General features: G+C 60.8%; 25 protein-coding genes. 21 read left to right on the top strand and 4 right to left on the bottom strand.

What is annotated here, in order from left to right; all coding sequences use genetic code 11:
• Positions 1-74: 74 nt before the first annotated feature.
• Positions 75-1,610 (bottom strand): 2,3-bisphosphoglycerate-independent phosphoglycerate mutase, encoded by a 1,536-nt coding sequence (gpmI, locus tag HBN63_RS10395; protein ID WP_170049362.1) that lies wholly within the window; start codon positions 1,608-1,610, stop codon positions 75-77.
• 146 nt (positions 1,611-1,756) lie between these two features.
• Here gpmI and HBN63_RS10390 point away from each other — a divergent pair, with 146 nt between their 5' ends.
• The 3 genes from HBN63_RS10390 to secB are packed head-to-tail and all read left to right on the top strand — an operon-like array spanning position 1,757 to position 2,952.
• Positions 1,757-2,170, top strand: coding sequence for a rhodanese-like domain-containing protein (locus HBN63_RS10390; protein ID WP_090254763.1), 414 nt, complete (start codon positions 1,757-1,759; stop codon positions 2,168-2,170).
• 1 nt (position 2,171) lies between these two features.
• Positions 2,172-2,426, top strand: a complete 255-nt coding sequence (grxC, locus tag HBN63_RS10385) for a glutaredoxin 3 (RefSeq protein ID WP_090254765.1) — start codon at positions 2,172-2,174, stop codon at positions 2,424-2,426.
• A 40-nt stretch (positions 2,427-2,466) separates the two neighbouring features.
• Positions 2,467-2,952, top strand: coding sequence for a protein-export chaperone SecB (secB, locus tag HBN63_RS10380; RefSeq protein ID WP_090254767.1), 486 nt, complete (start codon positions 2,467-2,469; stop codon positions 2,950-2,952).
• 125 nt (positions 2,953-3,077) lie between these two features.
• On the opposite strand, the gene trmL is transcribed toward secB, so the two are convergent.
• Positions 3,078-3,542, bottom strand: coding sequence for a tRNA (uridine(34)/cytosine(34)/5-carboxymethylaminomethyluridine(34)-2'-O)-methyltransferase TrmL (trmL, locus tag HBN63_RS10375; RefSeq protein WP_170049361.1), 465 nt, complete (start codon positions 3,540-3,542; stop codon positions 3,078-3,080).
• Between trmL and HBN63_RS10370 the strand changes: the two genes are divergently transcribed.
• From HBN63_RS10370 to HBN63_RS10285, 18 genes are all read left to right on the top strand, one after another.
• Positions 3,541-3,972: a hypothetical protein gene (locus HBN63_RS10370; RefSeq protein ID WP_167146497.1), complete on the top strand. Its 432-nt coding sequence runs from the start codon at positions 3,541-3,543 to the stop codon at positions 3,970-3,972. The genes trmL and HBN63_RS10370 overlap by 2 nt on opposite strands.
• 533 nt (positions 3,973-4,505) lie before the next feature.
• Positions 4,506-5,426, top strand: coding sequence for an MSHA biogenesis protein MshI (locus HBN63_RS10365; protein WP_170049360.1), 921 nt, complete (start codon positions 4,506-4,508; stop codon positions 5,424-5,426).
• Entirely contained in the window at positions 5,426-6,034 is a 609-nt protein-coding gene (locus HBN63_RS10360) for a PilN domain-containing protein (protein ID WP_170049359.1), read from the top strand. Before HBN63_RS10365 ends, HBN63_RS10360 begins: the two co-directional genes overlap by 1 nt.
• On the top strand, positions 6,027-6,707 hold the full coding sequence (locus HBN63_RS10355) for a type II secretion system protein GspM (RefSeq protein WP_170049358.1): 681 nt from the start codon (positions 6,027-6,029) through the stop codon (positions 6,705-6,707). The genes HBN63_RS10360 and HBN63_RS10355 overlap by 8 nt, the downstream gene beginning before the upstream one ends.
• Positions 6,700-7,017, top strand: a complete 318-nt coding sequence (locus tag HBN63_RS10350) for a Type II secretory pathway component (RefSeq protein WP_244152899.1) — start codon at positions 6,700-6,702, stop codon at positions 7,015-7,017. Before HBN63_RS10355 ends, HBN63_RS10350 begins: the two co-directional genes overlap by 8 nt.
• Before the next feature lie 35 nt (positions 7,018-7,052).
• Positions 7,053-8,624: a pilus (MSHA type) biogenesis protein MshL gene (locus HBN63_RS10345; RefSeq protein WP_262498931.1), complete on the top strand. Its 1,572-nt coding sequence runs from the start codon at positions 7,053-7,055 to the stop codon at positions 8,622-8,624.
• 4 nt (positions 8,625-8,628) lie between these two features.
• Positions 8,629-9,561 (top strand): AAA family ATPase, encoded by a 933-nt coding sequence (locus HBN63_RS10340; RefSeq protein ID WP_170049356.1) that lies wholly within the window; start codon positions 8,629-8,631, stop codon positions 9,559-9,561.
• Positions 9,558-10,907, top strand: a complete 1,350-nt coding sequence (locus HBN63_RS10335; RefSeq protein ID WP_170049355.1) for a tetratricopeptide repeat protein — start codon at positions 9,558-9,560, stop codon at positions 10,905-10,907. Before HBN63_RS10340 ends, HBN63_RS10335 begins: the two co-directional genes overlap by 4 nt.
• Positions 10,907-12,631, top strand: a complete 1,725-nt coding sequence (locus HBN63_RS10330; protein WP_090254789.1) for a GspE/PulE family protein — start codon at positions 10,907-10,909, stop codon at positions 12,629-12,631. The genes HBN63_RS10335 and HBN63_RS10330 overlap by 1 nt, the downstream gene beginning before the upstream one ends.
• A 31-nt stretch (positions 12,632-12,662) precedes the next feature.
• The gene (locus HBN63_RS10325) at positions 12,663-13,898 is read left to right on the top strand and encodes a type II secretion system F family protein (protein ID WP_170049354.1); all 1,236 of its coding nucleotides are present in this window, start codon (positions 12,663-12,665) and stop codon (positions 13,896-13,898) included.
• On the top strand, positions 13,895-14,419 hold the full coding sequence (locus tag HBN63_RS10320; RefSeq protein WP_170049353.1) for a hypothetical protein: 525 nt from the start codon (positions 13,895-13,897) through the stop codon (positions 14,417-14,419). Before HBN63_RS10325 ends, HBN63_RS10320 begins: the two co-directional genes overlap by 4 nt.
• Before the next feature lie 9 nt (positions 14,420-14,428).
• The gene (locus HBN63_RS22090; RefSeq protein ID WP_170049352.1) at positions 14,429-14,935 is read left to right on the top strand and encodes a prepilin-type N-terminal cleavage/methylation domain-containing protein; all 507 of its coding nucleotides are present in this window, start codon (positions 14,429-14,431) and stop codon (positions 14,933-14,935) included.
• A 29-nt stretch (positions 14,936-14,964) separates the two neighbouring features.
• Positions 14,965-15,441, top strand: a complete 477-nt coding sequence (locus HBN63_RS10310) for a prepilin-type N-terminal cleavage/methylation domain-containing protein (protein ID WP_170049351.1) — start codon at positions 14,965-14,967, stop codon at positions 15,439-15,441.
• 7 nt (positions 15,442-15,448) lie between these two features.
• Positions 15,449-15,904, top strand: a complete 456-nt coding sequence (locus tag HBN63_RS10305) for a type II secretion system protein (RefSeq protein ID WP_345940477.1) — start codon at positions 15,449-15,451, stop codon at positions 15,902-15,904.
• Positions 15,901-16,320: a type II secretion system protein gene (locus tag HBN63_RS10300; protein ID WP_306108836.1), complete on the top strand. Its 420-nt coding sequence runs from the start codon at positions 15,901-15,903 to the stop codon at positions 16,318-16,320. Before HBN63_RS10305 ends, HBN63_RS10300 begins: the two co-directional genes overlap by 4 nt.
• The gene (locus HBN63_RS10295; protein WP_170049349.1) at positions 16,320-17,189 is read left to right on the top strand and encodes a type II secretion system protein; all 870 of its coding nucleotides are present in this window, start codon (positions 16,320-16,322) and stop codon (positions 17,187-17,189) included. Before HBN63_RS10300 ends, HBN63_RS10295 begins: the two co-directional genes overlap by 1 nt.
• Positions 17,179-17,574: a pilus assembly protein MshP gene (locus HBN63_RS10290; protein ID WP_262498930.1), complete on the top strand. Its 396-nt coding sequence runs from the start codon at positions 17,179-17,181 to the stop codon at positions 17,572-17,574. The genes HBN63_RS10295 and HBN63_RS10290 overlap by 11 nt, the downstream gene beginning before the upstream one ends.
• On the top strand, positions 17,571-21,410 hold the full coding sequence (locus tag HBN63_RS10285; protein ID WP_170049347.1) for a DUF6701 domain-containing protein: 3,840 nt from the start codon (positions 17,571-17,573) through the stop codon (positions 21,408-21,410). Before HBN63_RS10290 ends, HBN63_RS10285 begins: the two co-directional genes overlap by 4 nt.
• 425 nt (positions 21,411-21,835) lie before the next feature.
• Here HBN63_RS10285 and ntrC read toward each other — a convergent pair whose 3' ends face one another.
• Together ntrC and glnL are read right to left on the bottom strand one after the other, a co-directional pair.
• Positions 21,836-23,269: a nitrogen regulation protein NR(I) gene (ntrC, locus tag HBN63_RS10280; protein WP_090254813.1), complete on the bottom strand. Its 1,434-nt coding sequence runs from the start codon at positions 23,267-23,269 to the stop codon at positions 21,836-21,838.
• Positions 23,266-24,348, bottom strand: coding sequence for a nitrogen regulation protein NR(II) (gene glnL, locus HBN63_RS10275; RefSeq protein ID WP_169852826.1), 1,083 nt, complete (start codon positions 24,346-24,348; stop codon positions 23,266-23,268). Before glnL ends, ntrC begins: the two co-directional genes overlap by 4 nt.
• Positions 24,349-24,498: the final 150 nt, after the last annotated feature.

The raw sequence follows: 24,498 nt of genomic DNA, 5'->3' as shown, positions 1-24,498 counted from the left end.
GGCCGGGAGCCATGGTTAACGTCACGTTGCGACGGCCCGCAGGCCAGGCATTGCACCTGGCTGCGGGCAGTTGCTTAGTTCAGCTCGACGATGCTGGTGCCGGTCATTTCCGCCGGTACCGGCAAACCCATCAGAGTCAGCAGGGTCGGGGCTACGTCGGCCAGTACACCGCCTGAACGGATTGTCGCCGGGCGTTTGCCAACGTAGATGAAGGGCACGGGCTCGCAGGTGTGTGCGGTGTGCGCCTGGCCGGTGCTTTCATCCGCCATCTGCTCGACGTTGCCGTGGTCGGCGGTGATCAGCGCTTCACCGCCGACTTTATCCAGTGCGGCAACGATACGGCCGACGCAGCTGTCCAGGCATTCCACCGCCGCCACAGCCGCCGCGAACACCCCGGTATGGCCAACCATGTCGCCGTTGGCGTAGTTGACGATGATCACGTCATAACGCTGGTTTTCGATGGCATCGACGATCTTGTCGGTGACTTCTGGTGCGCTCATCTGCGGCTGCAGGTCATAGGTGGCGACGTTTGGGGACGGGATCAGAATGCGCTCTTCACCGGCGAAGGGTTCTTCACGGCCGCCGGAGAAGAAGAAGGTGACGTGGGCATATTTTTCGGTTTCGGCGATGCGCAGTTGGGTCTTGCCGTTATTCGCCAGGTATTCGCCGAGTACGTTGGTCAGGGCTTCCGGCTTGTAGGCGCTGGGCGTCGGGATGCTCGCGGCGTACTGGGTGAGCATGACGAAGCCGGCCAGTTGCGGCACGCGCGTGCGCTCGAATTCCTTGAAGCCCGGCTCGACAAAGGCGCGGGTCAGCTCGCGTGCGCGGTCGGCGCGGAAGTTCATAAAGACTACGGCGTCGCCGTCTTCCATCCGCACGGGCTCGCCAATGGTGGTGGCTTTGACGAATTCATCGCTTTCGCCACGCTCGTAGGCAGCATTCAGGCCTGCCACGGCAGTGGCCGCGTTGAACTGGCCGTTACCGTCGACCAGCAACCCGTAGGCCTGCTCGACGCGGTCCCAGCGGTTGTCGCGGTCCATGGCGAAGTAACGGCCGCTGAGGCTGGCGATGCGGCCCTTGCCGAGTTTGGCGAAGGTGGCGTCAAGCAGTTCAATGGACGGCTGTGCGCTTTTCGGTGGGGTGTCACGGCCGTCGAGGAAGGCGTGCAGGTAGATTTTTTCTGCACCGCGCTGAGCGGCGAGTTCGGCCATGGCCACCAGATGGTCCTGGTGGCTGTGCACGCCACCATCGGAGAGCAGCCCGAGGATATGCACGGCTTTGCCAGCGCTGACAGCTTTATCGACTGCAGCGGTGATGGTTGGGTTGGTGAAGAACTCGCCATCACGAATGGCTTTGGTCACTCGGGTGAAGTCTTGATACACCACGCGGCCGGCACCGAGGTTCATGTGGCCGACCTCGGAATTGCCCATTTGCCCGTCTGGCAGGCCGACGTCCATGCCTGAACCTGAGATCAGGCCGTGGGGCTGGGTGGCGCGCAGGTGGTCATAGACCGGCGTGTTGGCGGCCATGATGGCGTTGGATTCGGGGCTGTCACTGTGGCCGAAGCCATCGAGGATGATCAGTACCAGGGGTTTGGGCGTGGCGCTCATAAAGCTGGTTCGCTCTGGGTCGATGGGCGGGAAACAAGGCTGGGCATTTTACGGCCAAGTGTGGAAAACGTCACCGCCGGGCGGGGTTTGGCCGACCTGTGCGGCTGTGTATACTGGCCGACATTTTACCGCCCCGGAACCGCACAATGCTTGCCAACTTGATTGAATTTGCCACTACCCACTATGTCCTGAGCGGTTTGTTCGCAACTCTGCTCGCGCTGCTGATCTTTACCGAAGCGCGCAAGGGCGGACAGAGCCTGAGCAGCCGCGAGCTGACTGCCCTGGTTAACAGCGAGCAGGGCGTGGTGTTGGATATCCGCGGGCAGAAGGACTTTTCCGCTGGGCATATCGTCGGTGCACTGAATATTCCGTTCGAGAAATTCGCCGCTCGTATGGTTGAGCTGGACAAACACAAGGCCAAAACCATCATCGTGGTTGATGCCATGGGCCAGCACAGCGGCGGTGTTTGCCGTGACCTGAAAAAGGCCGGCTTCACCGCGGCCAAGCTGTCCGGTGGGATTGCCAGCTGGCGTGGCGACAACCTGCCATTGGTGAAGTGAGATGCAGCCTGTCGTCATCTATTCCAGCGATTGGTGCCCGTACTGCATCCGCGCCAAACAACTGCTGACGCACAAAGGCGTGGCCTTTAACGAGATCAAGGTTGATGGCAAGCCAGATGTGCGTGCTGAAATGACCCGCAAGGCGCGCCAGACCTCTGTGCCGCAGATCTGGATCGGCGACACCCATGTGGGTGGTTGCGATGATCTTTACGCCTTGGAGCGCGCGGGCAAGCTCGACGCGCTGCTCAAGGCTTAATTCCCTGTTTACCCGTACCTAACGACAAGAAGGCTTTGCCATGACAGAACAAGCTAGCAACGGCGCCGCTCAGGGCGAACAAAACCCACAGTTCTCCCTGCAGCGTATCTATGTACGTGACCTGTCCTTCGAAGCGCCGAAGAGCCCGGAAATCTTCCGTCAGGAGTGGGCGCCTAGCGTTGCCATGGACCTCAACACCCGTCAGAAGGCGCTGGATGGCGACTTCCATGAAGTGGTGCTGACCCTCTCGGTAACCGTGAAAACTGGCGAAGAAACCGCCTTTATCGCTGAAGTTCAGCAGGCCGGCATCTTCCTGATCAAGGGGCTGGATGCGGCGTCCATGAGCCATACCCTGGGTGCGTTCTGCCCGAACATCCTCTTCCCCTATGCTCGCGAAACTCTGGACAGCCTGGTTGTGCGTGGCTCGTTCCCGGCGCTGATGCTGGCGCCGGTGAATTTCGACGCCCTCTACGCTCAGGAACTGCAGCGTATGCAGCAGGCTGGCGAAGCGGCCACCGCACACTAAGGTTTGCGGCTGAAACAGAAAAACGCCCTACGGGGCGTTTTTTTATGGCCTGCCATCCCTGGCGGCCACCCTGCGGGCCGTCGCTTCGCGACGTTAAAAATTGCTCCTGGCAATTTTTATGCGCGCTACTGGGCGTTGGCAAACCCCTGTTGGCGCCAGGCTTCATAGACGGCCACAGCGACGGTATTGGACAGGTTCAGGCTGCGGCAGCCTTCGCGCATCGGCAGGCGCAGGCGCTGCTCGGGCGGCAGGCTGTCGCGAATCTCCTGAGGCAGGCCGCGGCTTTCCGGGCCAAACAGGAAGGCATCGCCAGGCTGATAGCTAACGTCGTGGAATGCCTGCGAGCCCTTGGTGGTAAAGGCGAACACGCGCGGTTGGCCGATGCTCGCCAGGCAGCTGGCTAGGTCGGCGTGGCGCTGCAGGGTGGCGTATTCGTGATAATCCAGCCCGGCGCGGCGCAGGCGTTTGTCATCCAATTCGAAGCCCAGCGGCTCGATCAGGTGCAGGTGGCAGCCGCTGTTGGCGCAGAGCCTGATAATGTTGCCGGTATTGGGCGGTATTTCCGGTTGAAAAAGGATGACGTGAAACATGCGCGGCTCCGAGCTTGAAGACGAGCAGCATTCTACAGACCCGCGCCCCCGTCCGTGGGTACGGGTAATTGCTTCATTGGGTGTGTTTGGATTTTTGATTGGTTTGATGATTGGCCGGATGTTCCAGCCTGACCCATTGTGGCTTGAGCGTGTTGACGTGCTGGAGCAGCGGCTGGAGTTCTGGTTCAACGTTGAGCCGGTGCCGCATGAAGAGCATGTGGGCGGTGTGGTGATCCTGCGCTTGCAGAGTTTTGGGCGCGAGCAGCAAGGCCAGTTAGAAGTACAGGGGCGCTTGGCCAACTGGCGTTTGCAGCGTGAGCGAAGGGATTTGGTCTTGAAGGTGGTGGCGGCCCGTCCTTTGCGCAGTGAATGGCGCGCTGAAGAGGTGGACGGGCGCTGGCGGCTGGTGGTCAGCCTGATGGAGCAATAAAAGAGGGGAATCCCCGGCCTGCCTGTACCAAGGTCCCCAAAACTGGGATTGCTTGAGTCTATGCAGGCTGTGTGCCAGTTTTATTACGTTGGCTGCAGGGCTAGTAAATAGGGGCTTAGAGCCTGGCGGCCGTTGTCGCCGATGACAGCTAGGGCTGGTGGGGATGAATCATAGCTGTGCATCGGGGTGGTGGATGTGCATTGCTTTGGCGCATTTCCCGCCTCGTTCATAGCGAAGGCCTTGGCGGTGATGGGCACAGCACGGGGCCGAGGCCTATGCTTTGTGTTATACAGTCTTCAACCAATGTATGGCCTTTTGATGTCGCGTGGCTATGCAGTGCTTTCTAGCAACTGGCGTTGCTATATGGCTGGCGAAGGTGTTGAGGTCAGGCGGTTGGGTGAGGGGCAGTCGAGGCACGGTTCCAGGCGTTGCAGCAGGGGGCATTGATCAGCATCAGGGGCGCGCCTGACAGCTATTCTAAACTGTGCGGCCGGCAGGATTGCCTGGGTCGCTATGGGTGGTGGGGTTTACAGTTGGCGTGGTTTGCTAAAAGAAAGATAAAAGTCGCCAATGGTTTGCTGGGCATCGAAACCAGTCCTGAAGGTATTGCGCTGGCACGCGTGCTACGTGAGACCGGCCAGCCGCCGCGCCTGCTGGAATGCCAATTCCATGAGGCCACAAGTGTTGAACAGCCTGCCTTGCTCAAGCGCCTGGTCAATGAGCTGGGCTTTGCCGGCATGCCGGTCAACCTGCTGTTGCACCCTGCGACTTACCAGATGTTGCTGCTCGACAGCCCTGATGTACCGGCCACTGAATTGCGTGATGCGATGCGCTGGCGAGTCAAGGAGCTGATCAGCGAGCCGCTCGAGAACGTCGTCGTCGATGCTTTCAATCTGCCAGAAGATGCCTACCGTGGGCGCTCACGTATGGCCTATTGCGCTGTCCTGAATAGGGCGCGGATGCACGCCTTGGGGGCCATGTGCAACGAGGCGGATTTGCGCCTGGGCAGCATTGATGTCACCGAAATGGCGTTCCGTAATCTGGGCGTGCTGGCTGGCAGCGAGGGCATGAGCCTGGCGCTGCTGCGTTTGCGTTCCAGTGAAGGGCTGATCGCTGTTCAGCATGGTGCCGATTTGTATATGGCGCGGCGCATCGAGCAGGGTCTCGACCAGGCGGACCCGGAGTTCTCGGCGATGACCCTGGAGATTCAGCGTTCGCTCGATTACTACGAAAGTCAGCTCGGTAAGGGGTACATCAACCGGCTGCTGCTGTTGCCCATGAAGCGCAATGGCGCCGCGGCCCTGCAAGCCTTGTCCAACGGCTTGGCGGTTAAGCTGCAGGCACTGGACTTGCGTGAGCTGTTTCCGGGCCAAGCCAGCGCCGAATTATCCGAGCAGGAGCAAGCCTATTGCATGGGCGCCGTAGGTGCGGCGCTGCGGCAGGAGGCTGGCTGATGCAAAACCTCAACCTGTATCAGCTTGAACGTACACAACAGAGTGGACCGCGTCCTGCGCAGATGTTGTTGGGATTAGGCGTCGTGTTGTTGCTGTGCCTGGGCCATGCCAGTTGGCAGGCCTGGCAGCTGCATCACGGCGCACAGCGTCTGGCCGAGAAGCAGCTGCAAGCACAGCAGGAAGAGGCCCAATTGGCATCGGCCCTTGGCAGTTTTATCGAGCCCACGCTGGATGAGCGATTACCCGAGGAGCTGGCTGCGCGCGAGCAGGGCAACCGTGAGTTGCAGCGAATGGTCGCTTACTTGCAGCTGCTAGGCAGCCAACGCAGTGCCGGATTTGTTGCACCGTTGGCGGCGCTGACTGAGCAACATCCCCCAAGTGGTTTGTGGCTGAACGGCATCAGCCTGCGCGAGGGGGGGCGGCATATTCGTCTGCAGGGGCGCAGCCAGGACCAGGAGTTGCTGCCGGCGTACTTGCAGCGCCTGGGGCAGAGTGCCGTATTCAGCGGGCGTGAGTTCGCGCGTTTCGATGTGCAGCGTGGTGACGATCAACTGCTGCATTTTGACCTCTCGTCCCAGCTGAAGGATAAGGAGGCCGGCGATGAATAAGTGGCTACAGCGCTGGCAGGGTATGGCCACGCGTGAGCGCTGGCTGACGTATGGCGTGGCGCTGGGCCTGCTCGGGGTGCTCTATGTTCTGCTGGTTGGCGACCCCTTGAGCATGCGCCTGGCCAAGCAGCAGAGTGACTGGCAAGTGGCCGAAGGTCGTCGTGCTGAAGCCGAGAGTGCTCGGTTGGAATTGCAGCGTCGCACAGAGGCTGATCCCAATCAGCAATACCTCAGCGCCCTGAGCGCTGCAGCGGCGAATCGTGATGGGCTCATCCAGCAAATTGATCAGCACACCGCAGAGCTGATCACCCCGCAGAAAATGCAAACGGTGCTGCAAGAGCTGCTGCGCAAACAACCGCAGCTGCGTGTGCTGGGCATGAGTAGTTTCAGTGAGCCGGTACAGTTGGCTCCTGCCGAGCCGGCTGCGGCGCCAGTGAGCGCTGATAAAGCGCCGCCGACCCCAGCGGTGACACTCTATAAACATGGCTTGGAGCTGCAGCTGGAAGGTGGTTATTTCGACCTGTTGAACTACCTGCAAGCAGTGCACGCCAGCGGTTGGCAACTCAATTGGGACAGCCTGGATTATCAGGTTGGCGAGGCGGGCCCGAGCAAGGCCAGCATCCGTCTGAAACTCTACACATTGAGTCGGCATGCGGGGTGGGTCGGTGTCTAAAGTCCTGTTACTGAGTCTGCTATTGAGCAGTGCGGCGTTGGCCGACAATGTGGGTATCGACCCGACCCAGCCACCGCGCGAGCTGTTGCCTGCCGCTGCGGCCAGTGGCGACAGCCCGCTGATATTGCAAGCCATCGTGCGTGGTGCCCAGGGCAGTCGCGCAGTGATTGGTGGACAGAACCTGCGAGTCGGCGAGCGCTATGCCGATGCCCGGGTGCTGGCCATCCATGCGCAGTCCGTATTGATTGAGCGCCAGGGCCAGCAACAGCTGCTGCGCCTGGCTGAACCCGTTATGCAACCGAGCCGATGATGCCCATGATCAGATTTTTGCCCAGTGTCTGTCTTTTGAGCCTGAGCTGTCTGCTTGTGGCCTGCCAGACCTTCAAGGATGGTGACGCGCAACTCTATGAGCAGAGCGGCAAGTTGCTGGATGACAGCCTCAAGCAGGCTCAGGCCGCCCCCAAGGTGATGCCGCCGCTGGCCGTGCAGGCCGCGTTGATCCCGGCGCTGGGCAGCGGCTTCAGCAGTGGCCCGCGCTTTGATGTGGCGGCCAAGGACATGCCGGCGCGTGAGTTCTTTCTCAGCCTGATGGAGGGCGCTGGGCAGAACCTGGTGGTGCATCCAGACGTGAGCGGCACCATTACCTTCAGCCTGCGTCGTGTCACCCTCGATGAAGTGCTCGCAGCGGTACGCGACAGTTATGGTTATGACTTCCGCCGTACCAGCTATGGCTACCAGATCCTGCCCAATCAGGTGATTACCCGCAGTTACGACATCAACTACCTCAACCTGCAGCGTATCGGCCAGACCGATACACGGGTCAGCTCCGGGCAGGTGGAAAGCACCAGTAACAACAACGCGGGTAGCGGCGTCAGCAACAGCACCAACACCAGCGGCAACAGCAATACTGTGACCACCCTCAACGCCAGCCAGGTCAGCACTTCCAGCAATGTCGACTTCTGGAATGAAGTGCGCCAGGTGGTGGAAATGATCGTGGCGGGTGACAGCAACAGCAGCGTGATGGTCAATCCGCAGGCCAGTCTGCTGGTGGTGCGGGCGCACAGCGCTGCTCAGGAAAACGTCGCGCGCTTTCTTGAGCAGGCGCAGATCAACCTTCAGCGTCAGGTGATTCTGGAGACCAAAATCCTCGAGGTGCAGCTCTCCGACGGCTTCCAGGCCGGCATCAGCTGGGACCAGATTGGTGGCGATGTCAGCAGTAACCTGGGGGCTGCGGCGCTGAGTGGCCCAACTGGGGTCAATGGTGTATTCGGCATTGCCCTGACCCTGGGGGATTTCACCGGGCTGATCGAGTTGCTGGAGACGCAAGGTGAGGTACGTGTGCTCTCTAGCCCGCGTATCTCCACGTTGAATAACCAGAAAGCGGTGATCAAGGTGGGGACTGACGAATTCTTTGTCACCAATGTCTCCTCCACCGGCTCCACGGCCACGGTGGGCGGCGTTACTGAGCCGACCCAGGACATCACCCTGACGCCATTCTTCTCCGGCATCTCCCTCGACGTCACGCCGCAGATCGATCAGAACGACACCGTGACCCTGCATGTGCGGCCGACCGTCAGCCGTGTGCGTGATCAGAACAAGACCATCACCCTGGGCGAAGACAATGTATTCAACCTGCCGCTGGCGTTGTCCACCACGCGTCAGTCGGACTCCATCGTGCGTGCCCGCAGTGGCCAGGTGGTGGTGATTGGCGGCCTGCTGCAGAACAACAACGAAAACACCGACGCCAGCATTCCCTGGGCCAGCACCCTGCCGATCGTCGGCAACCTGTTCAAGCAGCAGCGCAAAGCACTGCAGCAGAGCGAGCTGGTGATTCTCATGCGGCCGCAGGTGGTCAGTGATGAGGTCTGGCTGAATGAGCTGCGCAAGAGTGCGCAAACCTTCAAAGAGCTGAGATAGGCCGATGTATGAAGCCTTCTTTGGTCTGCACGAAAAGCCTTTCGCGCTGACCCCGAACACCGGTTTTCTGGTGCAGCTGGCGCCCTATCAGGCGTGCCTCAACCTGCTGCGCGTGGCACTCGGTGAAGGTGAAGGGTTTATCAAAGTCACAGGGGAAGTGGGCACCGGCAAGACGTTACTCTGCCGCACGTTGCTCAATGAGCTCGACGCTGAGCGCTTTCAGCTGGCCTATTTGCCCAATCCGGGCATGAGCCCGACGGGCTTGCGCCAGGCCTTGGCGCGTGAGCTGGGTATTGAAGGTATTGAAGAGCTGGATACCCAGGCGGTGCTTGAGGCCTTGCACCGACGGCTGATTGAGCTGGCCGCCGCAGGCAAAAGCACGGTGCTACTGATTGACGAGGCCCAGGCACTGCCTACCGCGACTCTTGAAGCACTGCGTCTGCTGACCAACCTAGAAACCGAGCGGGCCAAACTGCTGCAGGTGGTGCTGTTCGGCCAGCCCGAGCTGGATGCGACCCTGGCGCGTCCGGAGTTTCGTCAGCTGCGCCAGCGCATCACCTTCTCCTATCAACTGCGTGCGTTGGATGTCAAAGACACCAGCCGTTACTTGAACGAACGTCTGGCGGTGGCCGGCTATCGTGGCGAGTCGCTGTTTGAAATGCCCGCAGTGCGGTGCTTGGTACAGGGCAGCGGCGGTATTCCACGATTGCTCAATATCCTGGCGCATAAAGCCTTGATGGTGGCCTTCGGTGAGGGGGTGCGGCAGGTGCGTGTCAGCCATGTCAAACGCGCCCAGCGCGATACTGAAGGTGCGCAACCTTTCCTGCATCGGCGCTCCCCCTGGTTGGGGTGGGGCATGTTGGCCGGTGTGTTGTCGATTATGTTGGTTGTGGGCGCGTGGCCCTGGCTGGCGCACTGGCGGGAGTGGCTGCCATGAGCCTGGTGAACGACATGCTGCGTGACCTGGAAACCCGGCGCGCCGCACCCAGTGAACGGCTGCAGTTGGATGGGCTCTATGCGGTGGATGAAACCGCTGTGACCCGCCGCGACCGATATGAGCGTCTGCGTCGCAGCGTTGTCGTGCTTGCGGTGGTGGCCGTGCTCGCTGTGCTACTTGGCCTGTTGGTTGATCGGCTGCTCAGCGCAGCGCCTGAGGTGGCCGCCGATACGCTGCCTGTTGCGCCCGCTTCAGCGGTACCGTCGCCGGTGCAGATACTCGACGTGCTGCCGCAACACGATGGCCGTGGCTTGGTGCTGCAGCTGCTGCTGGATCGCAGCGTGGCCTATCAGCGTAACGAAGAAAGTGGCGCTGTCAGCCTGCGCCTGAAAGATACCCAGCTGGCCGGTGAACTGCAGCAGGGGCGGTTGCAGCGCGATGGCCGGAGCATTTCCTGGCGGGTGGAGAACTCGGGTACGGATGTGCAAGTCCTGCTGGTCGGCCTGGGCAATAGTTTGGCAGTGTCTGACCGCCTTGAAGCGGCAGGTGACCGCTGGATGCTCTGGATAGACGTGCCGCTGAATGCGCCTGTTGAGGCGATTGATGCCCCTTTGGCACTGGATAACCTGCCCCCGGCCGAAGCCGAAACCGCGCACAGTGAAGCGCCACTGCCGGCGTGGGTCAGTGCGCCATTACCGACGCCTGTTTCCGCCTCGCCACCTCCACCCGCAGTACAACCCATAGCACCCGTTGCTGCGCCGCAGGTGAAGATTGCCGCGTATCAGCCCGACACCCTGACCTTGGCGCGTCAGGCTTTGCAGGGAGGCGACCACGCGCGCGCAATCAGCCTGCTGGAAACCCTGCAAAACTCCCGTGGCCATGACCCACAAGTGCTGCGCTGGTTGGCCCGCGCCTATCTGGCGGCCGACGATCAGCAGCGTCTCCTCGACTGGCTGCCCGCGCAACTGGCGCAACTGCCCGATGACAGTGAGCTACGCCTGATACTGGCACGCGCGCAATTGCAGGCCGGTGATACCCGTCGCGCCGTGGCGACGCTGGAGCAGAACCCGCCGCGCCTCGAACAGGAACCGACTTACTTTGCGTTGCTGGCCGCCAGCTATCAACAGACCGACCAATGGCAAAACAGTGCCGACTTGTACCAGCGTCTGCTCGCCCTGCGGCCCAGCCAATCAACCTGGCAACTCGGGCTGGCGATTGCCCTTGAGCAGCTCGATCAACCGGCCGAAGCTGGCCGCCATTACCGTCTGGCCCTCCTGGGTTCGGACCTGGACGACAGCACTCGACGCTTCGTCAGTGAACGCGCCAAGGCGCTTGGAGGCCTTTGATGAGTCAGGATGATGTTCGCCAGCGCAAGGTGCGCCTCGGTGACCTGCTGATCCAGGCCGGTTTGCTCAGCGATGCGCAGCTGCAACTGGCCCTGCAGGACCAGAAACGCACGGGCTCCAAACTGGGCCGCACAGTGGTTGATATGGGCTTTGTCGATGAGGTGCGCCTGCTCACCGCCTTGTCCGAGCAGATGAAGATCCCGTTTATCGATCTCAAACACTTCAAGTTCGACCAGGAGTTGGTGCAAAAACTGCCGGAGGCCATGGCCCGACGGTTCCGCGCGCTGGTGCTGTCGCGCGAAGGCGATGGCCTGCTGGTGGGCATGTCCGACCCGCTCGACCTGTTTGCCCTGGATGAAATGGACCGCATCCTCAAGGTCCGCGTGCGCCCGGCGGTGGTCCGCGAGGCCGAGCTGCTGGCGACGCTGGATACGGTGTACCGGCGCACCAGTGAAATTGCCTCGATTGCCGGTGAGCTGGAAGGTGAACTCAAGGACAGCGACTTCGACCTGTCCAAACTCGGTGCTGACAGCAACACCGAAGCGCCGGTGGTGCGCCTGCTGCAAACCCTGTTTGAAGACGCCGTGCAGATGAAGGCGTCGGACATCCACATCGAGCCCGACGAAGGCGTTGTGCGTATTCGTCAGCGCATCGACGGCGTGCTCAATGAGCAGGTGATGAAGGAGGCGCGGGTCGCTTCGGCCCTGGTGATGCGCCTGAAGATCATGTCCGGGCTGGATATTTCCGAAAAGCGCCTGCCCCAAGACGGCCGTTTCAATATCCGCGTTAAAGGCCACAACATCGATGTGCGGGTCTCGACCATGCCCGTGCAGTACGGCGAGTCAGTGGTCATGCGTTTGCTCGATCAAACCGGCGGGGTGTCCACCCTGGAAGCCAGCGGCATGCCGCCCGACATGCTGGTGCGCTTCCGTCGCCTGCTGCAACGCCCGTTTGGCCTGGTGCTGGTGACCGGGCCGACGGGTTCGGGTAAGACCACCACGCTGTATGCCGGGCTCTCGGAGCTGAACAGTCCGGAGAAAAAGATCATCACCGTGGAAGACCCGGTGGAATACCGCCTGCCACGCATCAACCAGGTGCAGGTCAACGCCAAGATCGACCTGAGCTTTGCCCGCGTGCTGCGCGCCGCACTGCGTCAGGACCCGGACATTGTGCTGATCGGTGAGATGCGTGACCAGGAAACTGCCGAAATCGGTCTGCGAGCGGCACTCACCGGTCACTTGGTGCTCTCGACCCTGCACACCAACGACGCCCTGACCTCGGCCATGCGCCTGATCGACATGGGTGCTGAACCCTTTCTCGTCGCCACCTCGCTGAATGCCGTATTGGCCCAGCGCCTGGTACGCCGGGTGTGCGAGAACTGCATGCAGGATCACACCCCGGATGCCCGTCAGCTGGTCTGGCTGGAAAACCTCTACAAAGCGCCGCTGCTCGGGCGCAGCTTCAAGCGTGGCGCAGGGTGTCACCAGTGCCACAACACCGGTTATGCCGGTCGCGTGGGGGTGTATGAATTGTTGGAAATGGATGACGGCATGATCGCCGCCCTGCGCCGCAATGACCCGCAAGGCTTTGCCGAAGCGGCCCAGACCAGTGCCCACTACCGGCCGCTCGCCGCCTGTGCGCTGGACTACGCCCTGGCCGGGGTCACCAGCGTGGACGAAGTACTGAAAGTCTGTGCCACCTTGACCGATGAAGGGGTGGCCTGATGGCGAGCGCATGGCGCCAGGAGGCCGGGCGGTGAGCCTCTATTGCTTTACCGGCCGTGATGCCCAAGGCGGCAAGATCATCGGCAGCCGTGAGGCCGGTTCGGCGGACAGCCTGGCCAGTGAACTGCTGGCCGAACGCATCACCCCGCTGACCATCGAGGAGCAGGCTCAGGCGAGTGACAGCGACGTGTTCGCCCAGCTCAAGGAAAGCCTGCGGCGCAAACATGTCGACCTGGAAGAGCTGATTATCTTCTGCCGGCAGATGTACAGCCTGAGCAAGGCTGGCGTGCCGATCATCCGTGCGATTGGTGGTCTGGCCGAATCCAGTCGCAACCTCTACCTGCGTGAAGTGCTTCAGGCGGTGCGCAGCGATCTGGAAGGCGGGCAGGGCATGGCCGTGGCGCTCAACGCTCATCCCAAGGTGTTTAACACCCTGTTTGTCAGCATGATCAGCGTCGGGGAAAACACCGGTCAGCTCGATCAGGCATTCCGCCAGCTGTCGGTCTATCTGGAACTGGAGCGCGAAACCCGCAAACGCATCAAACAGGCCACCCGTTACCCGCTGTTCGTGCTGTCGGCCATGGCGGTGGCGCTGGTAGTGATCAACCTGTTCGTGATTCCGGCCTTCTCCAAGGTGTTTGCCCAGTTCAAGGCGGACCTGCCCTGGGCTACGCAGATCCTTATCGGCACCTCGCAGTTCTTCCAGGATTTCTGGTGGCTGCTGGCGCTGCTGTTCGGTGGCAGCCTGTTTGGCTTTTTCAAATGGATCGAGACCGATGCCGGTGCCCTGAAGTGGGACCAGATCAAACTCCGCCTGCCGATTGTTGGCGGCATCTTCGAGCGGATCGCCCTGGCCCGCTTCACTCGCACCTTCGCGATGATGTACCGCGCCGGCGTGCCCTTGCTGCAGACCCTGTCGATCAACAGCGCCAGCGTGGGTAACCGCTACATCGGCCAGGCGATTCTGGCCATGCGTGAAGGCATTGAACGCGGTGAAGCCCTGACCCGCACCGCGTCTGCCAGCGGCCTGTTCACCCCCCTGGTGCTGCAGATGATGGCCGTGGGCGAAGAAACCGGCGCGCTGGACGACCTGTTTGTTGAGGTGGCGGATTTCTACGAGCAGGAAGTGGACTACGACCTTAAACAACTGGCCGATGCCATCGAGCCTATTCTGATTGTGGCCATGGGCATCATGGTGCTGGTGTTGGCGTTGGGCGTATTTTTGCCGATGTGGGAACTGGCTTCGGCGGCCAAGGGTGGCCGTTGAAGGGCGAGTACCAATTGGAAGAGCAGGTGCGCCTGGCGCGGCGGCTCGTTTGGACCATTGGCGGTGTACTGCTGGTGGCCGTGCTGCTGGCGCTGGCCTGGAAGATTGCCCAGGTCAGCGAGCGGCGTGCTCAGCAGGCCACCCGTGAGTACCTGGCTAGCAGTTTGATCAGCCTCACGGCTGAGCAGCTGGCACAGGATCGACTGCTGACACGCGGCATGCTGACGGCTAATCCGTTCCAGTTGCTGCGCTGGCAACAGGACAACTACTGCGGCGAGCTGGCGCGTGGTGACACGCCCGCCAGCGGCTGCTGGTACTGGATGGCTGATCCGGGCTGGGTGCTGTACCGCTGGCGTTTCAGTGACGGATGGGCAGAAGACTCGACTGAGTTGCAGGCCTACCGGGTCCAGGCGGTTCCTCAGGCTACAGCGACAGGTGCACACTGGCAGGGCAGAGGTCTGGCCCTTGAACTTCAGGCAGTACCCAAGGCGCAATTGGCTGCGCAGGGCTTGATTGAGTAGGAGAGCGGCATGAAGCACAACCGGGGGTTCACCCTGATCGAGCTGGTGGTGGTCATTGTCATCCTCGGCGTTCTTGCCGCCGTGGCGTTGCCACGCTTTATCAATGTCACCAAGGATGCCCACGAAGCCGCCGTGCGCGGTGCCGGCGGGGCGCTGGCCTCGGCCGTGCTGCTGGTGCGCGCGCAGTGGGAAGTCAACCGCGGCAATGGCAATGACACCACGCCCAATACCGATGTAGTCGGCTTTGGCGATGGCACGGTGGATGTAAATGCCCAGGGTTGGCCGGTCGGCACCGCCGATGTCCTCAACTGCGTACAGGTATGGAATGCCATCCTGCAGGGCTCGGCGCCACGCGTCGGCACCGCCTCGACCCCGGCCAACCCGGTGGACTACATCGCCTCAGCCGCCGGCGCGGCCTGCACCTACACCTACCAGCTGGATGACCTCAACGACAGCATCGTCTATGACTCCAGCAACGGCACCGTGACCACCAACTTTGATCGCACCACCCCTTAATTCCCCTTTACTGCAATGAGGAAGTACCGATGAAGAAGCAACAAAGCGGTTTTACCCTGATCGAGCTGATTATGGTGATTGTGATTCTGGGCATTCTGGCGGCGTTTGCATTGCCGCGGTTTGCGGATTTCAGTGGGCAGGCGCGTGAGTCGACTGTTGACGGCATCGCGGGTGGGCTGCGTTCAGCTATGGCGATTACGCACGCTTCCCAGATTGCAGCTGGTGATGGGGGTGCTGTCTCTGTCACTCTTGAAGGTGTTGAAATCACTATGATTGGCGGCTACCCAACGGCGAATGATGCTGGGATTGTTGCTGCTGCTCAGGTTGATGGTATTCAAAAGACTGCTGGGGGCGCTGGTGCTGGTGCGACTATTACTTTTACCCCTAATGGTGGTAATGCAGTGAATTGCCGTGTGATCTATACCGCTGCCACTCCTGCAGTTGCTGGGCCACCTGCTGTCGCTGCTATACCCGCATCGGTCGATGCCAACAACGACGGCTGTTAATTGCTTCGTGTTTAGCTGCCGTCGCGGCTTTACCCTGGTCGAGTTGCTGATGGTCATTGTGCTGATCGGCATTCTCGCCGCCGTGGTCGGGCCGCGTTTCTTTGATCGGCAGGTGTTCGATGAGCGCCTTTTTTTTGAAGAAAGCCTGGCTGCTGTGCGTTACGGGCAGAAACTGGCAGTGGCCAGTGGCTGCCCGATTCGCACCCAGATCAATAACGCGGGCTATACGCTGACCTATGCGCAAGCCTGTGGTCCGTTGGCCGCCGGTAGTGCAGTGGCCAACCCGTCGGGTGGTAACTATGCCGCCAGCAAGCCAGAGAACGTGAGCATGACGACTGCTCTGGATATCACCTTCAATTCCTTGGGTGGCGCTGCCGGCGCGGCGAATAGCGCCAATCTGGGCAACGGTGCCTTTGTTCTGAACGTCAACCCGGTTACCGGCTTTATCGGGACCACACCGTGAGTGGGCGAGAGTCTGTGCGGGTTGGCCGCTGGTCTCGGCAGCGTGGGATGACGCTGGTCGAGCTGGTGATCACCATTGTGGTGATCGGTATTGCTGCCGCGGCGATGTTTTCAGCCATGGCCAGTATTACCGGGCGCTCGGCCGATCCGATGCTACGTCAGCAGAGTCTTGCCCTGGCCGATGCCTATCTGGAAGCCATCAGTGCTCGTGCTTATGCCGACTTACCGGCTGCTGCGCAGGCCGCGCAAGCGGCACAGGACATCAATGGCAATGCGATTTTGCCGGGTTATCAGGTGGCTGTCGGCGTCGATACCACGGTTACGTTGGATGGAACACCGGCAACCCGCATACGTGTCACGGTCAGTGATCCGAGTGGGCAAACCCTAAGCCTCGACGGCTTCAGGACCAACTACTGATGCGCCTGCTCGCCTGCACTCTTTCAGCGTCCCGTACGCCCGTGCGGGTGGCTTATACCGGCCATGGCTTTACCCTGGTCGAGTTGGTGATGGTGATCGCCCTCTCGGGGTTGGTGGCGCTGATGATTGGTACGGTGATGTCGCGGCCGATGCAGGGCTTTGTCGACCAGAGCCGCCGCGCCGAACTGGTCGATCTGGCCGCCACGGCGGTCAATCGCATGGCCCGCGACGTGCGCCTGGCAGTGCCCAACTCGGTGCGTATCAATGGCGGGGCGCTGGAGTTGTTGCGGGCACCGTCGGGTGGGCGTTATCGCGCCAATATGGCGGGCGGTGTGCTTCAGGATCCGCCGGTGTGCGTTGCTTCGCCTTGTGCCATTCCCTTTGCCGGGCCGCTGCAACTCAATGAACTGGCCTTGCCGGCCAATCTGTGGATGGTGATCTACAACGTCGGCAGCTCAGGTGCGGGTAACAATGTATGGACGCCGGCGGCGGGTGCGCCGTCGGTGATCAGCCCACGTGTCAGCATCAGTGTGCAGGGCACTGAGCTGTACCTGACGGATGCGGCCATCAGCGGCTTTCGCTTCCGTTATGCCTCACCGCAGCACCGTTTCTTCCTTGCCGATCAGGTGGTGGGCTATCGCTGCGCCAATGGCCGGTTATGGCGTGGCGAATTCGACTCGCTGGCAGCCAACTATGACTACAGCGCTGCGGCGACCGTGGTCGATCAGGTGGATTGCGCCAACAGCAGTTTTACCTACACGCCGGGCACCAATATCCGCAGCGGTCTGGTGACGATTCGGCTTACGCTGAGTGCCAACGGCGAAACCATCAGCCTTTTGCAGCAGGTTCATGTCGACAATGCGCCCTGAACGAAATGAGGCCGGCTTTGGCCTGGTAGCGGCAATGTTTCTGATCATCATCGTGGCGTTGGTGATCGCCGCGATGGCGCGCCTGGCGGTGACCCAGAATGCCACCACCAGCCTGGCCATCCAGCAGGCGCGCGCCTATCAGGCCGCGCGCGCAGGGATTGAGTACGGCATTGTCCGGGTGCTGGCTGGCCAGGGCTGTACGAATTTCGCACTCGGTGGTTTTCAGGTTGCGGTGACCTGCACCCCATCGGCAGCGGTGGATATTCCCGAAGAAAACCGCATGGCTGTGCAGTTCTTCAGCATTACGGCACGGGCTGAAAATGGCCAGCCGGGTAACCCGGACTATGCCTATCGGGAGATAACCTCGGTGGTGGAGCGACCATGAACATGTACCTGCGTTGCCTGGTTGTCGGGCTGCTGCTGTTGAGTGGCAATGCGCTGGCAGTCAGTTACACCCTGCCGAGCGCGACATTTGCGCCTTGTCAGGGGACCTGGACGGCTGGCAGTAACACCTGTAGTGGCCAGATCAGCTTTGCCAGCGGCGATACGCTGACCAGCAGCAGTGCGCTGACCCTGAGCGCCGATGGTGGTTTCGCCCTGCGTAGCAACACCATCGGTACAGCCAGCAACCCGATTACTCTGCAGGCTTCCTACAACCAGATATCCACTATCGCGCCGCATAGCGCGACCACCATCAACGGCAATGTCCGAAACGGCAGCGCGGCCATCACCCTGACCAATGTCACCATCAACGGCTTTATTGAAACGGCCAGTGGCAGCGTCACGCTGACAAACTCCAGCGTCTCGGGCAACGTCACGGGCACCGGTAATGGCAGCCTGAGCAATACCAATGTCGGCGGCAATGTGAGCTTTACCAACGGATTGAGCGTCACGGGTGGCACTCTGTCCGGCTCGGCGAGTAGCAATGGCAATGGATCCTTTACCAACACCACTGTGATCGGCGCCGCCACCGCGACCAACGGCATTACTGCCAGCAACAGCAATTTCAGTGGCACCATCACGGCCACCAACGGTGTCTCGTCCTTCTCGGGCGGCACCATCAATGCAAATATCAACGGCAACTGCTGCAAGATCACCATCAGCGGTGCCTATGTCACCGGCAATATCAGCTCCAGCAATGAGCTGGAGATCAACAACAGCACGATCACGGGCACTGTCACCAGTAGCCATAGAGTCAACTTCAGCAACAGTACCGTTTACGGAAATGTCACAGCGGCGAGTTGGCACACCATTACCGGTACGGGCAACAGCAAGGTCTATGGCACCTGTTCGCCCAGCGTGACCACCCCGAGCAACTTGTGCGATGGCAGCCCGATCTCCAGCTGTTTTACTGACAGCTTCGACCGCGCCAGCTTGGGCGCCGACAACTGGGCGGTGACCAGCCGTAATGGCAGTTTTGGTGTGCCCAGAACAGTGGGTAACCGCATGCGCCTGACGGATAACACCGGCAATGTGGCCACAGGGGCCACCCTGCAGCGTCTATTGCCGGCCACTGGCAACTTTGTTCAGGTGCAGTTCAAGTACTACGCCTATAACGGCAACGGTGCTGATGGCGTGGCGGTGATTTTTTCCAATGCCTCGATCACGCCGCAGCCGGGCGGTTATGGTGGTTCACTCGGCTATGCGCAGTTGAATGGCACCAGCGGTTTTGCCGGTGGCTGGCTGGGGATTGCTCTGGATGAATACGGCAACTTCTCCAATCCGACGGAAACACGCATTGGCGGCCCCGGTTTACGTCAGGACTCGGTGTCCATTCGAGGCTCCGGCAGCGGCACTTCAAACTACCGTTATCTGGCGGGCACGGCAGCCAATCTTAATCCGGGTGTTGATGTGTCTGGTGCCACACCCGGGCCAGGGCATATCTACCGGATCACGCTGGACAGCCGCACGACGGGCAGCACCCTGGTGTCGGTCGAGCGCAACACCGGCTCCGGTTTCAGCACCCTGATCGCACCCTTCAATGCCATGGCGAACGCTAATCAGGCGACTTTGCCCAGCGACTTCTTCGTGTCATTGACCGGTTCCACCGGCGGTTCGAACAATATCCACGAGCTGGATGACTTTCAGGTCTGCGCAACGCGGATCAACCCGATTGGCCAGCAGATTGACCACTTCGAATTTAGCTATGCCGGCCAGGCACTGACCTGTAATCCCCAGCCCGTGACTGTAAGGGCTTGCCTGAATGCCAGTTGCAGCAGCCTGTATACCGACCCGGTGAGCGTAACCTTGTCACCTGCCACGGGTTGGAGCGCGGTGGCTCCTGCCACCTTGAGCAGCGGCAATGTGCTCAATTTCAGTGGTGGCACTGCGGCTGCTCGGTTGCAGCGAACGACAGTGGGTAACCTCAGTATTGGAGTTAGTAATTCATCACCGGCCACCAAGCCATTGAGTGTGCCGGTGTGCTCGACGGCCAATTGCACAATCAGTTATGCCGAGAGTGGTTTCTTGCTGGATGTGCCCAATATGCTGGCGGCTAAACTCACTGATGGGGCCAGTATTACGGCGGTACGCAAGGCTGATAATGCCGCATTGTGTGTGCCGGCTTTTGCCAATGTCACGCGCACCATTGGCTTTACTGCGGCCTATGTTGACCCCAACAGCGGTACCCAGCCGGTGGTGGTCAATGGCAGCAACATCTCGGCGGCAGTAAGCAACCTGTCGCTGAGTTTCGACGGCAATGGTCGGGCGCCGCTGACCGTACGCTACAACGACGCGGGGCAAATAAGTCTGAGTGCCAGCTATTCCGGTAGCGCAGGCACAGGTGATAGTGGCCTGCTGATGAATGGAACGGATCTGTTTGTCAGTAAGCCCTATGGCTTGTGCCTGCAGAGGCCCGTCGCCATTACTGGGGATCTCAGCAACTGCAATGCTGCTAAATGCGACGTGTTTCCCGGCGGTATTCGTGCGGGTGACAACTTCCCGCTGACAATTCGCGCGGTGGGCTGGGAGGCCGACGGCGAGGCGCTGACGGCAGCGCAGCTGTGCAGTGGGAATATCACTACACCCAACTTCCGCCTCAATGGCATTGGTCTGGAGAGTGCGGTGGTGGCTCCGACTGGGGGCGAAAATGGTGTGGTAGCACCAGCCACGTACAACCATGTGTTGGGTAATTCGACCATTGCAGACCGCTCGGTTTCCGAAGTCGGTGTCTTTACCATCACGGCTACCCCTTCGGCAGGCGGCTATCTGGATGGGGAAACAGTCAGCGGCGGTACCAGCGCGTTGGTCGGGCGTTTTATTCCCGCCTTCCTGAGTGCTGAGGGCAATGCCAGCCTGACCTCTAGCTGCGGCAGCGCTTTCAGTTACCAAGGCCAGCCTATGGATTTTGCTAACAATCGGCAGCCGACATTGACCATCACGGCCAAAAACCGCACGGATGGGATAACCACCAACTACGACCGGGGTGCCTTCTGGAAACTCGCCGACCCGGAGGTGGGCACCTACAGTTCGATTACCGCCAGTGCCGCCCGCGATGCGCGCCTGGTCATGCAACTGAAACAGACGGGGGTGCCAGCGGTTCGGCAAGTCGTCGGGGCGGGTGATGGTGACGGCTCTCGTTCCTACCGCTGGACAGGCGAGCAGTTGCTCTATCGGCCCGCAAATGCGCCCAGCAGCGACGACTACCCGTTTGCGGCGCAAATACGCCAGACCTTTACCGCCGCCAGCCTGCGTGAAGTGGATCAGCTTCAGGAGGTCTGCTACGGAACGGGGGCTGGTTGCCAGAGTTTCAGCTACGACTTTACGGTGGATGCAGCCAATAACCTTGGCAGCCAAATACGTCTCGGGCGTCTGCGTATAGGCAATGCCCATGGTCCTGAGCTGCAAGGTCTGGGGCTGCCTCTGGTGCTGGAGAGTTGGCAGGATGTTGCCGGCGGCAGCTTCCAACCCGAAGGCCTGGATAATTGCACCACTGCCGTTAGCCTGGGAGCGGCGCAATTGGATCAATTCAGCGGCAATCTTGCGGCGGGTGAGACCACGGCCAGCCTGAGTTGGCCACTCGACCCAGATGAGCGGCAGGTGCTCCTGAGTGCCCCAGGAGCCGGTAATGATGGTTCGGCGCAAGTCAGCTTTCCTGCTGCACCCAGCTGGCTGCACTACCCCTGGGATGGCGCCAACCGTGCGGCTGCTCGTGGCCTCGCCACCTTCGGTATCTATAAAGGCGCGGCACCGCTGATTTTCCGGCGCGAGGTCTATCGCTAGCCGGGGCGGAAAGCAAAAAGGCCACCTGCTTAGGTGGCCTTTTTGTCTGCGGTGTAAAAGAGGGGAATCCCCGGCCTGCCTGTACCAAGCTCCCAGGAGCGTGGATTACTTAAGTCTTTGCAGGCTGCAGCCGGCTTTATTACGTTGGTTGCAGGCAGCGGAAGTAATGGGTTTTAGGGTGTTTTAATGGGGCGATGGGTGCTTCGCCAATCCGGTGGATGAACTGCTGCTGTGCATTGGAGCGATAGCCGCGTATTGCCCTGGGTTATTTTTTGCGGGTTTAAATGGGTAAAAGACCCCTAACGAACTAATGCCATTCAGTTACGCGATTTGCTATCCATTACATGCTGAAATTTGTAGGCGCGGGCCATGCCCGCGAAACCGCTAGTGCGGCAACGCGGTTCGCAATGAAGCGTCAACAGGCCCTAGTCATCGCTGTCCTCGTCATCCGCGCTTTCGACGTTCATGCCCAGTTCCTTGATCTTGCGCGTCAGGGTGTTGCGGCCCCAGCCCAGCAGCACGGCGGCGTCGCGGCGGCGGCCGGCGGTGTGCTTGAGCGCGGTCTCGATCATGATCCGCTCGAACGCTGGTACGGCGGTATCCAGCAGGCTGGACTGACCACGGCCCAGGGCCTGATCGGCCCACTGGCGCAGCGCCTGTTCCCAGTTGCTGACCGGCGCGCTTTCCTGCGGCTGGCTAAGCAATTCGGGCGGCAGGTCGTCGACATGCACCTCACGGCCCGAGGCCATGACGGTGATCCAGCGGCAGGTGTTCTCCAGCTGGCGCACGTTGCCCGGCCACGGCAGCTGCTGCAGGTAGTCTTCGGTTTCGCTTTTCAGCAGCTTGGGTTCGACTGCCAGCTCCAGCGCTGCGCGGCTCAGGAAGTGCCGGGCCAACGTCGGGATGTCTTCGCGGCGATCCGACAGCCGTGGAATATGGATGCGGATAACGTTGAGGCGGTGGAACAGGTCTTCGCGGAACTTGCCGGCCTGCACCAGGCTTTCCAGATTCTGGTGGGTGGCGGCGATGATGCGCACGTCCACTTTTACCGGGGTGTGGCCACCAACTCGGTAAAACTCACCGTCGGCCAGCACGCGCAGCAGACGGGTCTGGGTGTCGGCTGGCATATCGCCAATTTCATCGAGAAACAGTGTGCCACCGTCAGCCTGCTCGAAACGGCCACGGCGCTGGTTGGCCGCGCCGGTAAAGGCGCCTTTTTCATGGCCGAACAGCTCGGACTCCATCAGGTCTTTCGGAATCGCGGCCATGTTCAACGCGATAAACGGCGAGGCAGCCCGTGGGCTGTGGCGATGCAGGGCGTGGGCGACCAGCTCCTTGCCGGTGCCGGACTCACCGTTGATCAGTACGGTGATATTGGAGTGCGAAAGACGGCCGATGGCGCGGAACACCTCCTGCATGGCCGGTGCTTCGCCAATGATCTCCGGCGTACGTGGCTGCTCGACCGGCACAGCCAGGCTCTGCTGCTCCTGCGCATGCATATTGGCGCGCTTGACCAGCGACACGGCCTCATCGACGTCAAACGGCTTGGGCAGGTATTCGAACGCGCCGCCCTGGTAGGACGCCACCGCACTGTCCAGGTCGGAATGGGCGGTCATGATGATCACCGGCAGGCGCGGGTAAAGCTCGCGGATGCGCGCCAGCAGATCAAGGCCGCTGGCCCCCGGCATGCGGATATCGGAAATGATCACATCGGGTTGCTGACGGCTCAGGCGGCTGAGCACGCCATCGGCGCTGTCGAAGCTCTGGGTGGTCATGCCTTCCTGTTGCAGGGCCTTTTCCAGGACCCAGCGGATGGAGCGGTCGTCATCGACAATCCAGACGGTTTCACTGCGACTCATGACGGTGATACTCCTTGTTCCAGCGGCAGGAAGATCGAGAACACGGTATGACCCGGATGGCTCTCGCACTCGATCAGGCCTTGGTGCTGACTGATTATGTTCTGGGTAATGGCCAGGCCTAGGCCGGTGCCGTCGGCCCGACCACTGACCATGGGGTAGAAGATGGTTTCTTGCAGCTCTGGCGGAATGCCGGGGCCGTTGTCGATGATTTCGATCTTGGTCACCAGGCGATGGCGACAATGACCGATGGTGAACTGGCGCAGCGCACGGGTGCGCAGGGTGATGCGGCCCAGGCGTAGATCGCTTTGCCCGGACAGCGCCTGCATGGCGTTGCGCACGATATTCAGCACCGCCTGGATCATCTGCTCGCGGTCGATCAGCACATCAGGAATGCTCGGGTCGTAATCGCGCACCAAAATGATGCTGCCTTGGCTTTCCGCTTCCACCAAGCTGCCGACGCGCTCCAGCACTTCGTGCACGTTGGTCATCGCCAGAGACGGCAGCTTGTTCGAACCGAGCATGCGGTCGACCAGGTTACGCAGGCGGTCGGCCTCCTCGATGATCACATTGGTGTAATCCTTGAGGCTTTCTTCGGGCAGTTCGCGCGCCAGTAATTGCGCCGCGCCGCGAATGCCACCCAACGGGTTTTTGATCTCATGGGCCAGGCCGCGCACCAGCAGTTTGGTGGTTTCCTGCTTGGACAGCTGCGCTTCTTCTTTGGTGATGCGCAGCAGGCGGTCGCGCGGGTGCACTTCCAGCAGCAGCAGGGTTTCGCCTTTGCTGAGCACCGGCGTCACCGCGTAGTCGACGGTCAGGGTTTGGCCGCTGACTGACGTAACCACTGCTTCGCGCTTGTTGAAGGGGTGTGCGTGCTGAACGGCCTGGCGTAGGGCGCTCAGCGCTTCACTGGATTCGGTAAACAGCTCGCTGATGAACTGCCCGTGACTGCGCTGGCCGCTAACGGCCAGGAGCATCTCCGCTGCCGGGTTCATGTACTCAAGGCGCAGGTCGTCGTTGAGCAACAGCGTGGCAGTGGTCAGGTTGTCCAGCAGCAGGCGGTGCAGTGCGTCGTTGATGATCATATGGGATGTCAGCAGACCCTTGGGTTCCAGCAATGCAGCTGGAAAATGCAAGAAGCAAACCAAAGCCCCGAAAAGAAGCGTGTTTGGCCGTGGGATGCCGGGAATTAGCTGCTTTTCAGCGCAGCCGGGTCGCGCGCGGCGACCCAA

The organism is Pseudomonas sp. WS 5011, from assembly GCF_012985775.1.
In the GTDB taxonomy this organism is placed as follows: Bacteria; Pseudomonadota; Gammaproteobacteria; order Pseudomonadales; family Pseudomonadaceae; genus Aquipseudomonas; species Aquipseudomonas peli.
This window is presented reverse-complemented; position numbering and strand designations above follow the sequence as displayed.

Coding starts and splice junctions, on each gene's coding strand:
- gpmI (WP_170049362.1), bottom strand. CDS start 1,610: ATGAGCGCCACGCCCAAACCCCTGGTACTGATCATCCTCGATGGCTTC.
- HBN63_RS10390 (WP_090254763.1), top strand. CDS start 1,757: ATGCTTGCCAACTTGATTGAATTTGCCACTACCCACTATGTCCTGAGC.
- grxC (WP_090254765.1), top strand. CDS start 2,172: ATGCAGCCTGTCGTCATCTATTCCAGCGATTGGTGCCCGTACTGCATC.
- secB (WP_090254767.1), top strand. CDS start 2,467: ATGACAGAACAAGCTAGCAACGGCGCCGCTCAGGGCGAACAAAACCCA.
- HBN63_RS10370 (WP_167146497.1), top strand. CDS start 3,541: ATGCGCGGCTCCGAGCTTGAAGACGAGCAGCATTCTACAGACCCGCGC.
- trmL (WP_170049361.1), bottom strand. CDS start 3,542: ATGTTTCACGTCATCCTTTTTCAACCGGAAATACCGCCCAATACCGGC.
- HBN63_RS10360 (WP_170049359.1), top strand. CDS start 5,426: ATGCAAAACCTCAACCTGTATCAGCTTGAACGTACACAACAGAGTGGA.
- HBN63_RS10355 (WP_170049358.1), top strand. CDS start 6,027: ATGAATAAGTGGCTACAGCGCTGGCAGGGTATGGCCACGCGTGAGCGC.
- HBN63_RS10340 (WP_170049356.1), top strand. CDS start 8,629: ATGTATGAAGCCTTCTTTGGTCTGCACGAAAAGCCTTTCGCGCTGACC.
- HBN63_RS10335 (WP_170049355.1), top strand. CDS start 9,558: ATGAGCCTGGTGAACGACATGCTGCGTGACCTGGAAACCCGGCGCGCC.
- HBN63_RS10330 (WP_090254789.1), top strand. CDS start 10,907: ATGAGTCAGGATGATGTTCGCCAGCGCAAGGTGCGCCTCGGTGACCTG.
- HBN63_RS22090 (WP_170049352.1), top strand. CDS start 14,429: ATGAAGCACAACCGGGGGTTCACCCTGATCGAGCTGGTGGTGGTCATT.
- HBN63_RS10310 (WP_170049351.1), top strand. CDS start 14,965: ATGAAGAAGCAACAAAGCGGTTTTACCCTGATCGAGCTGATTATGGTG.
- HBN63_RS10295 (WP_170049349.1), top strand. CDS start 16,320: ATGCGCCTGCTCGCCTGCACTCTTTCAGCGTCCCGTACGCCCGTGCGG.
- HBN63_RS10290 (WP_262498930.1), top strand. CDS start 17,179: ATGCGCCCTGAACGAAATGAGGCCGGCTTTGGCCTGGTAGCGGCAATG.
- HBN63_RS10285 (WP_170049347.1), top strand. CDS start 17,571: ATGAACATGTACCTGCGTTGCCTGGTTGTCGGGCTGCTGCTGTTGAGT.
- ntrC (WP_090254813.1), bottom strand. CDS start 23,269: ATGAGTCGCAGTGAAACCGTCTGGATTGTCGATGACGACCGCTCCATC.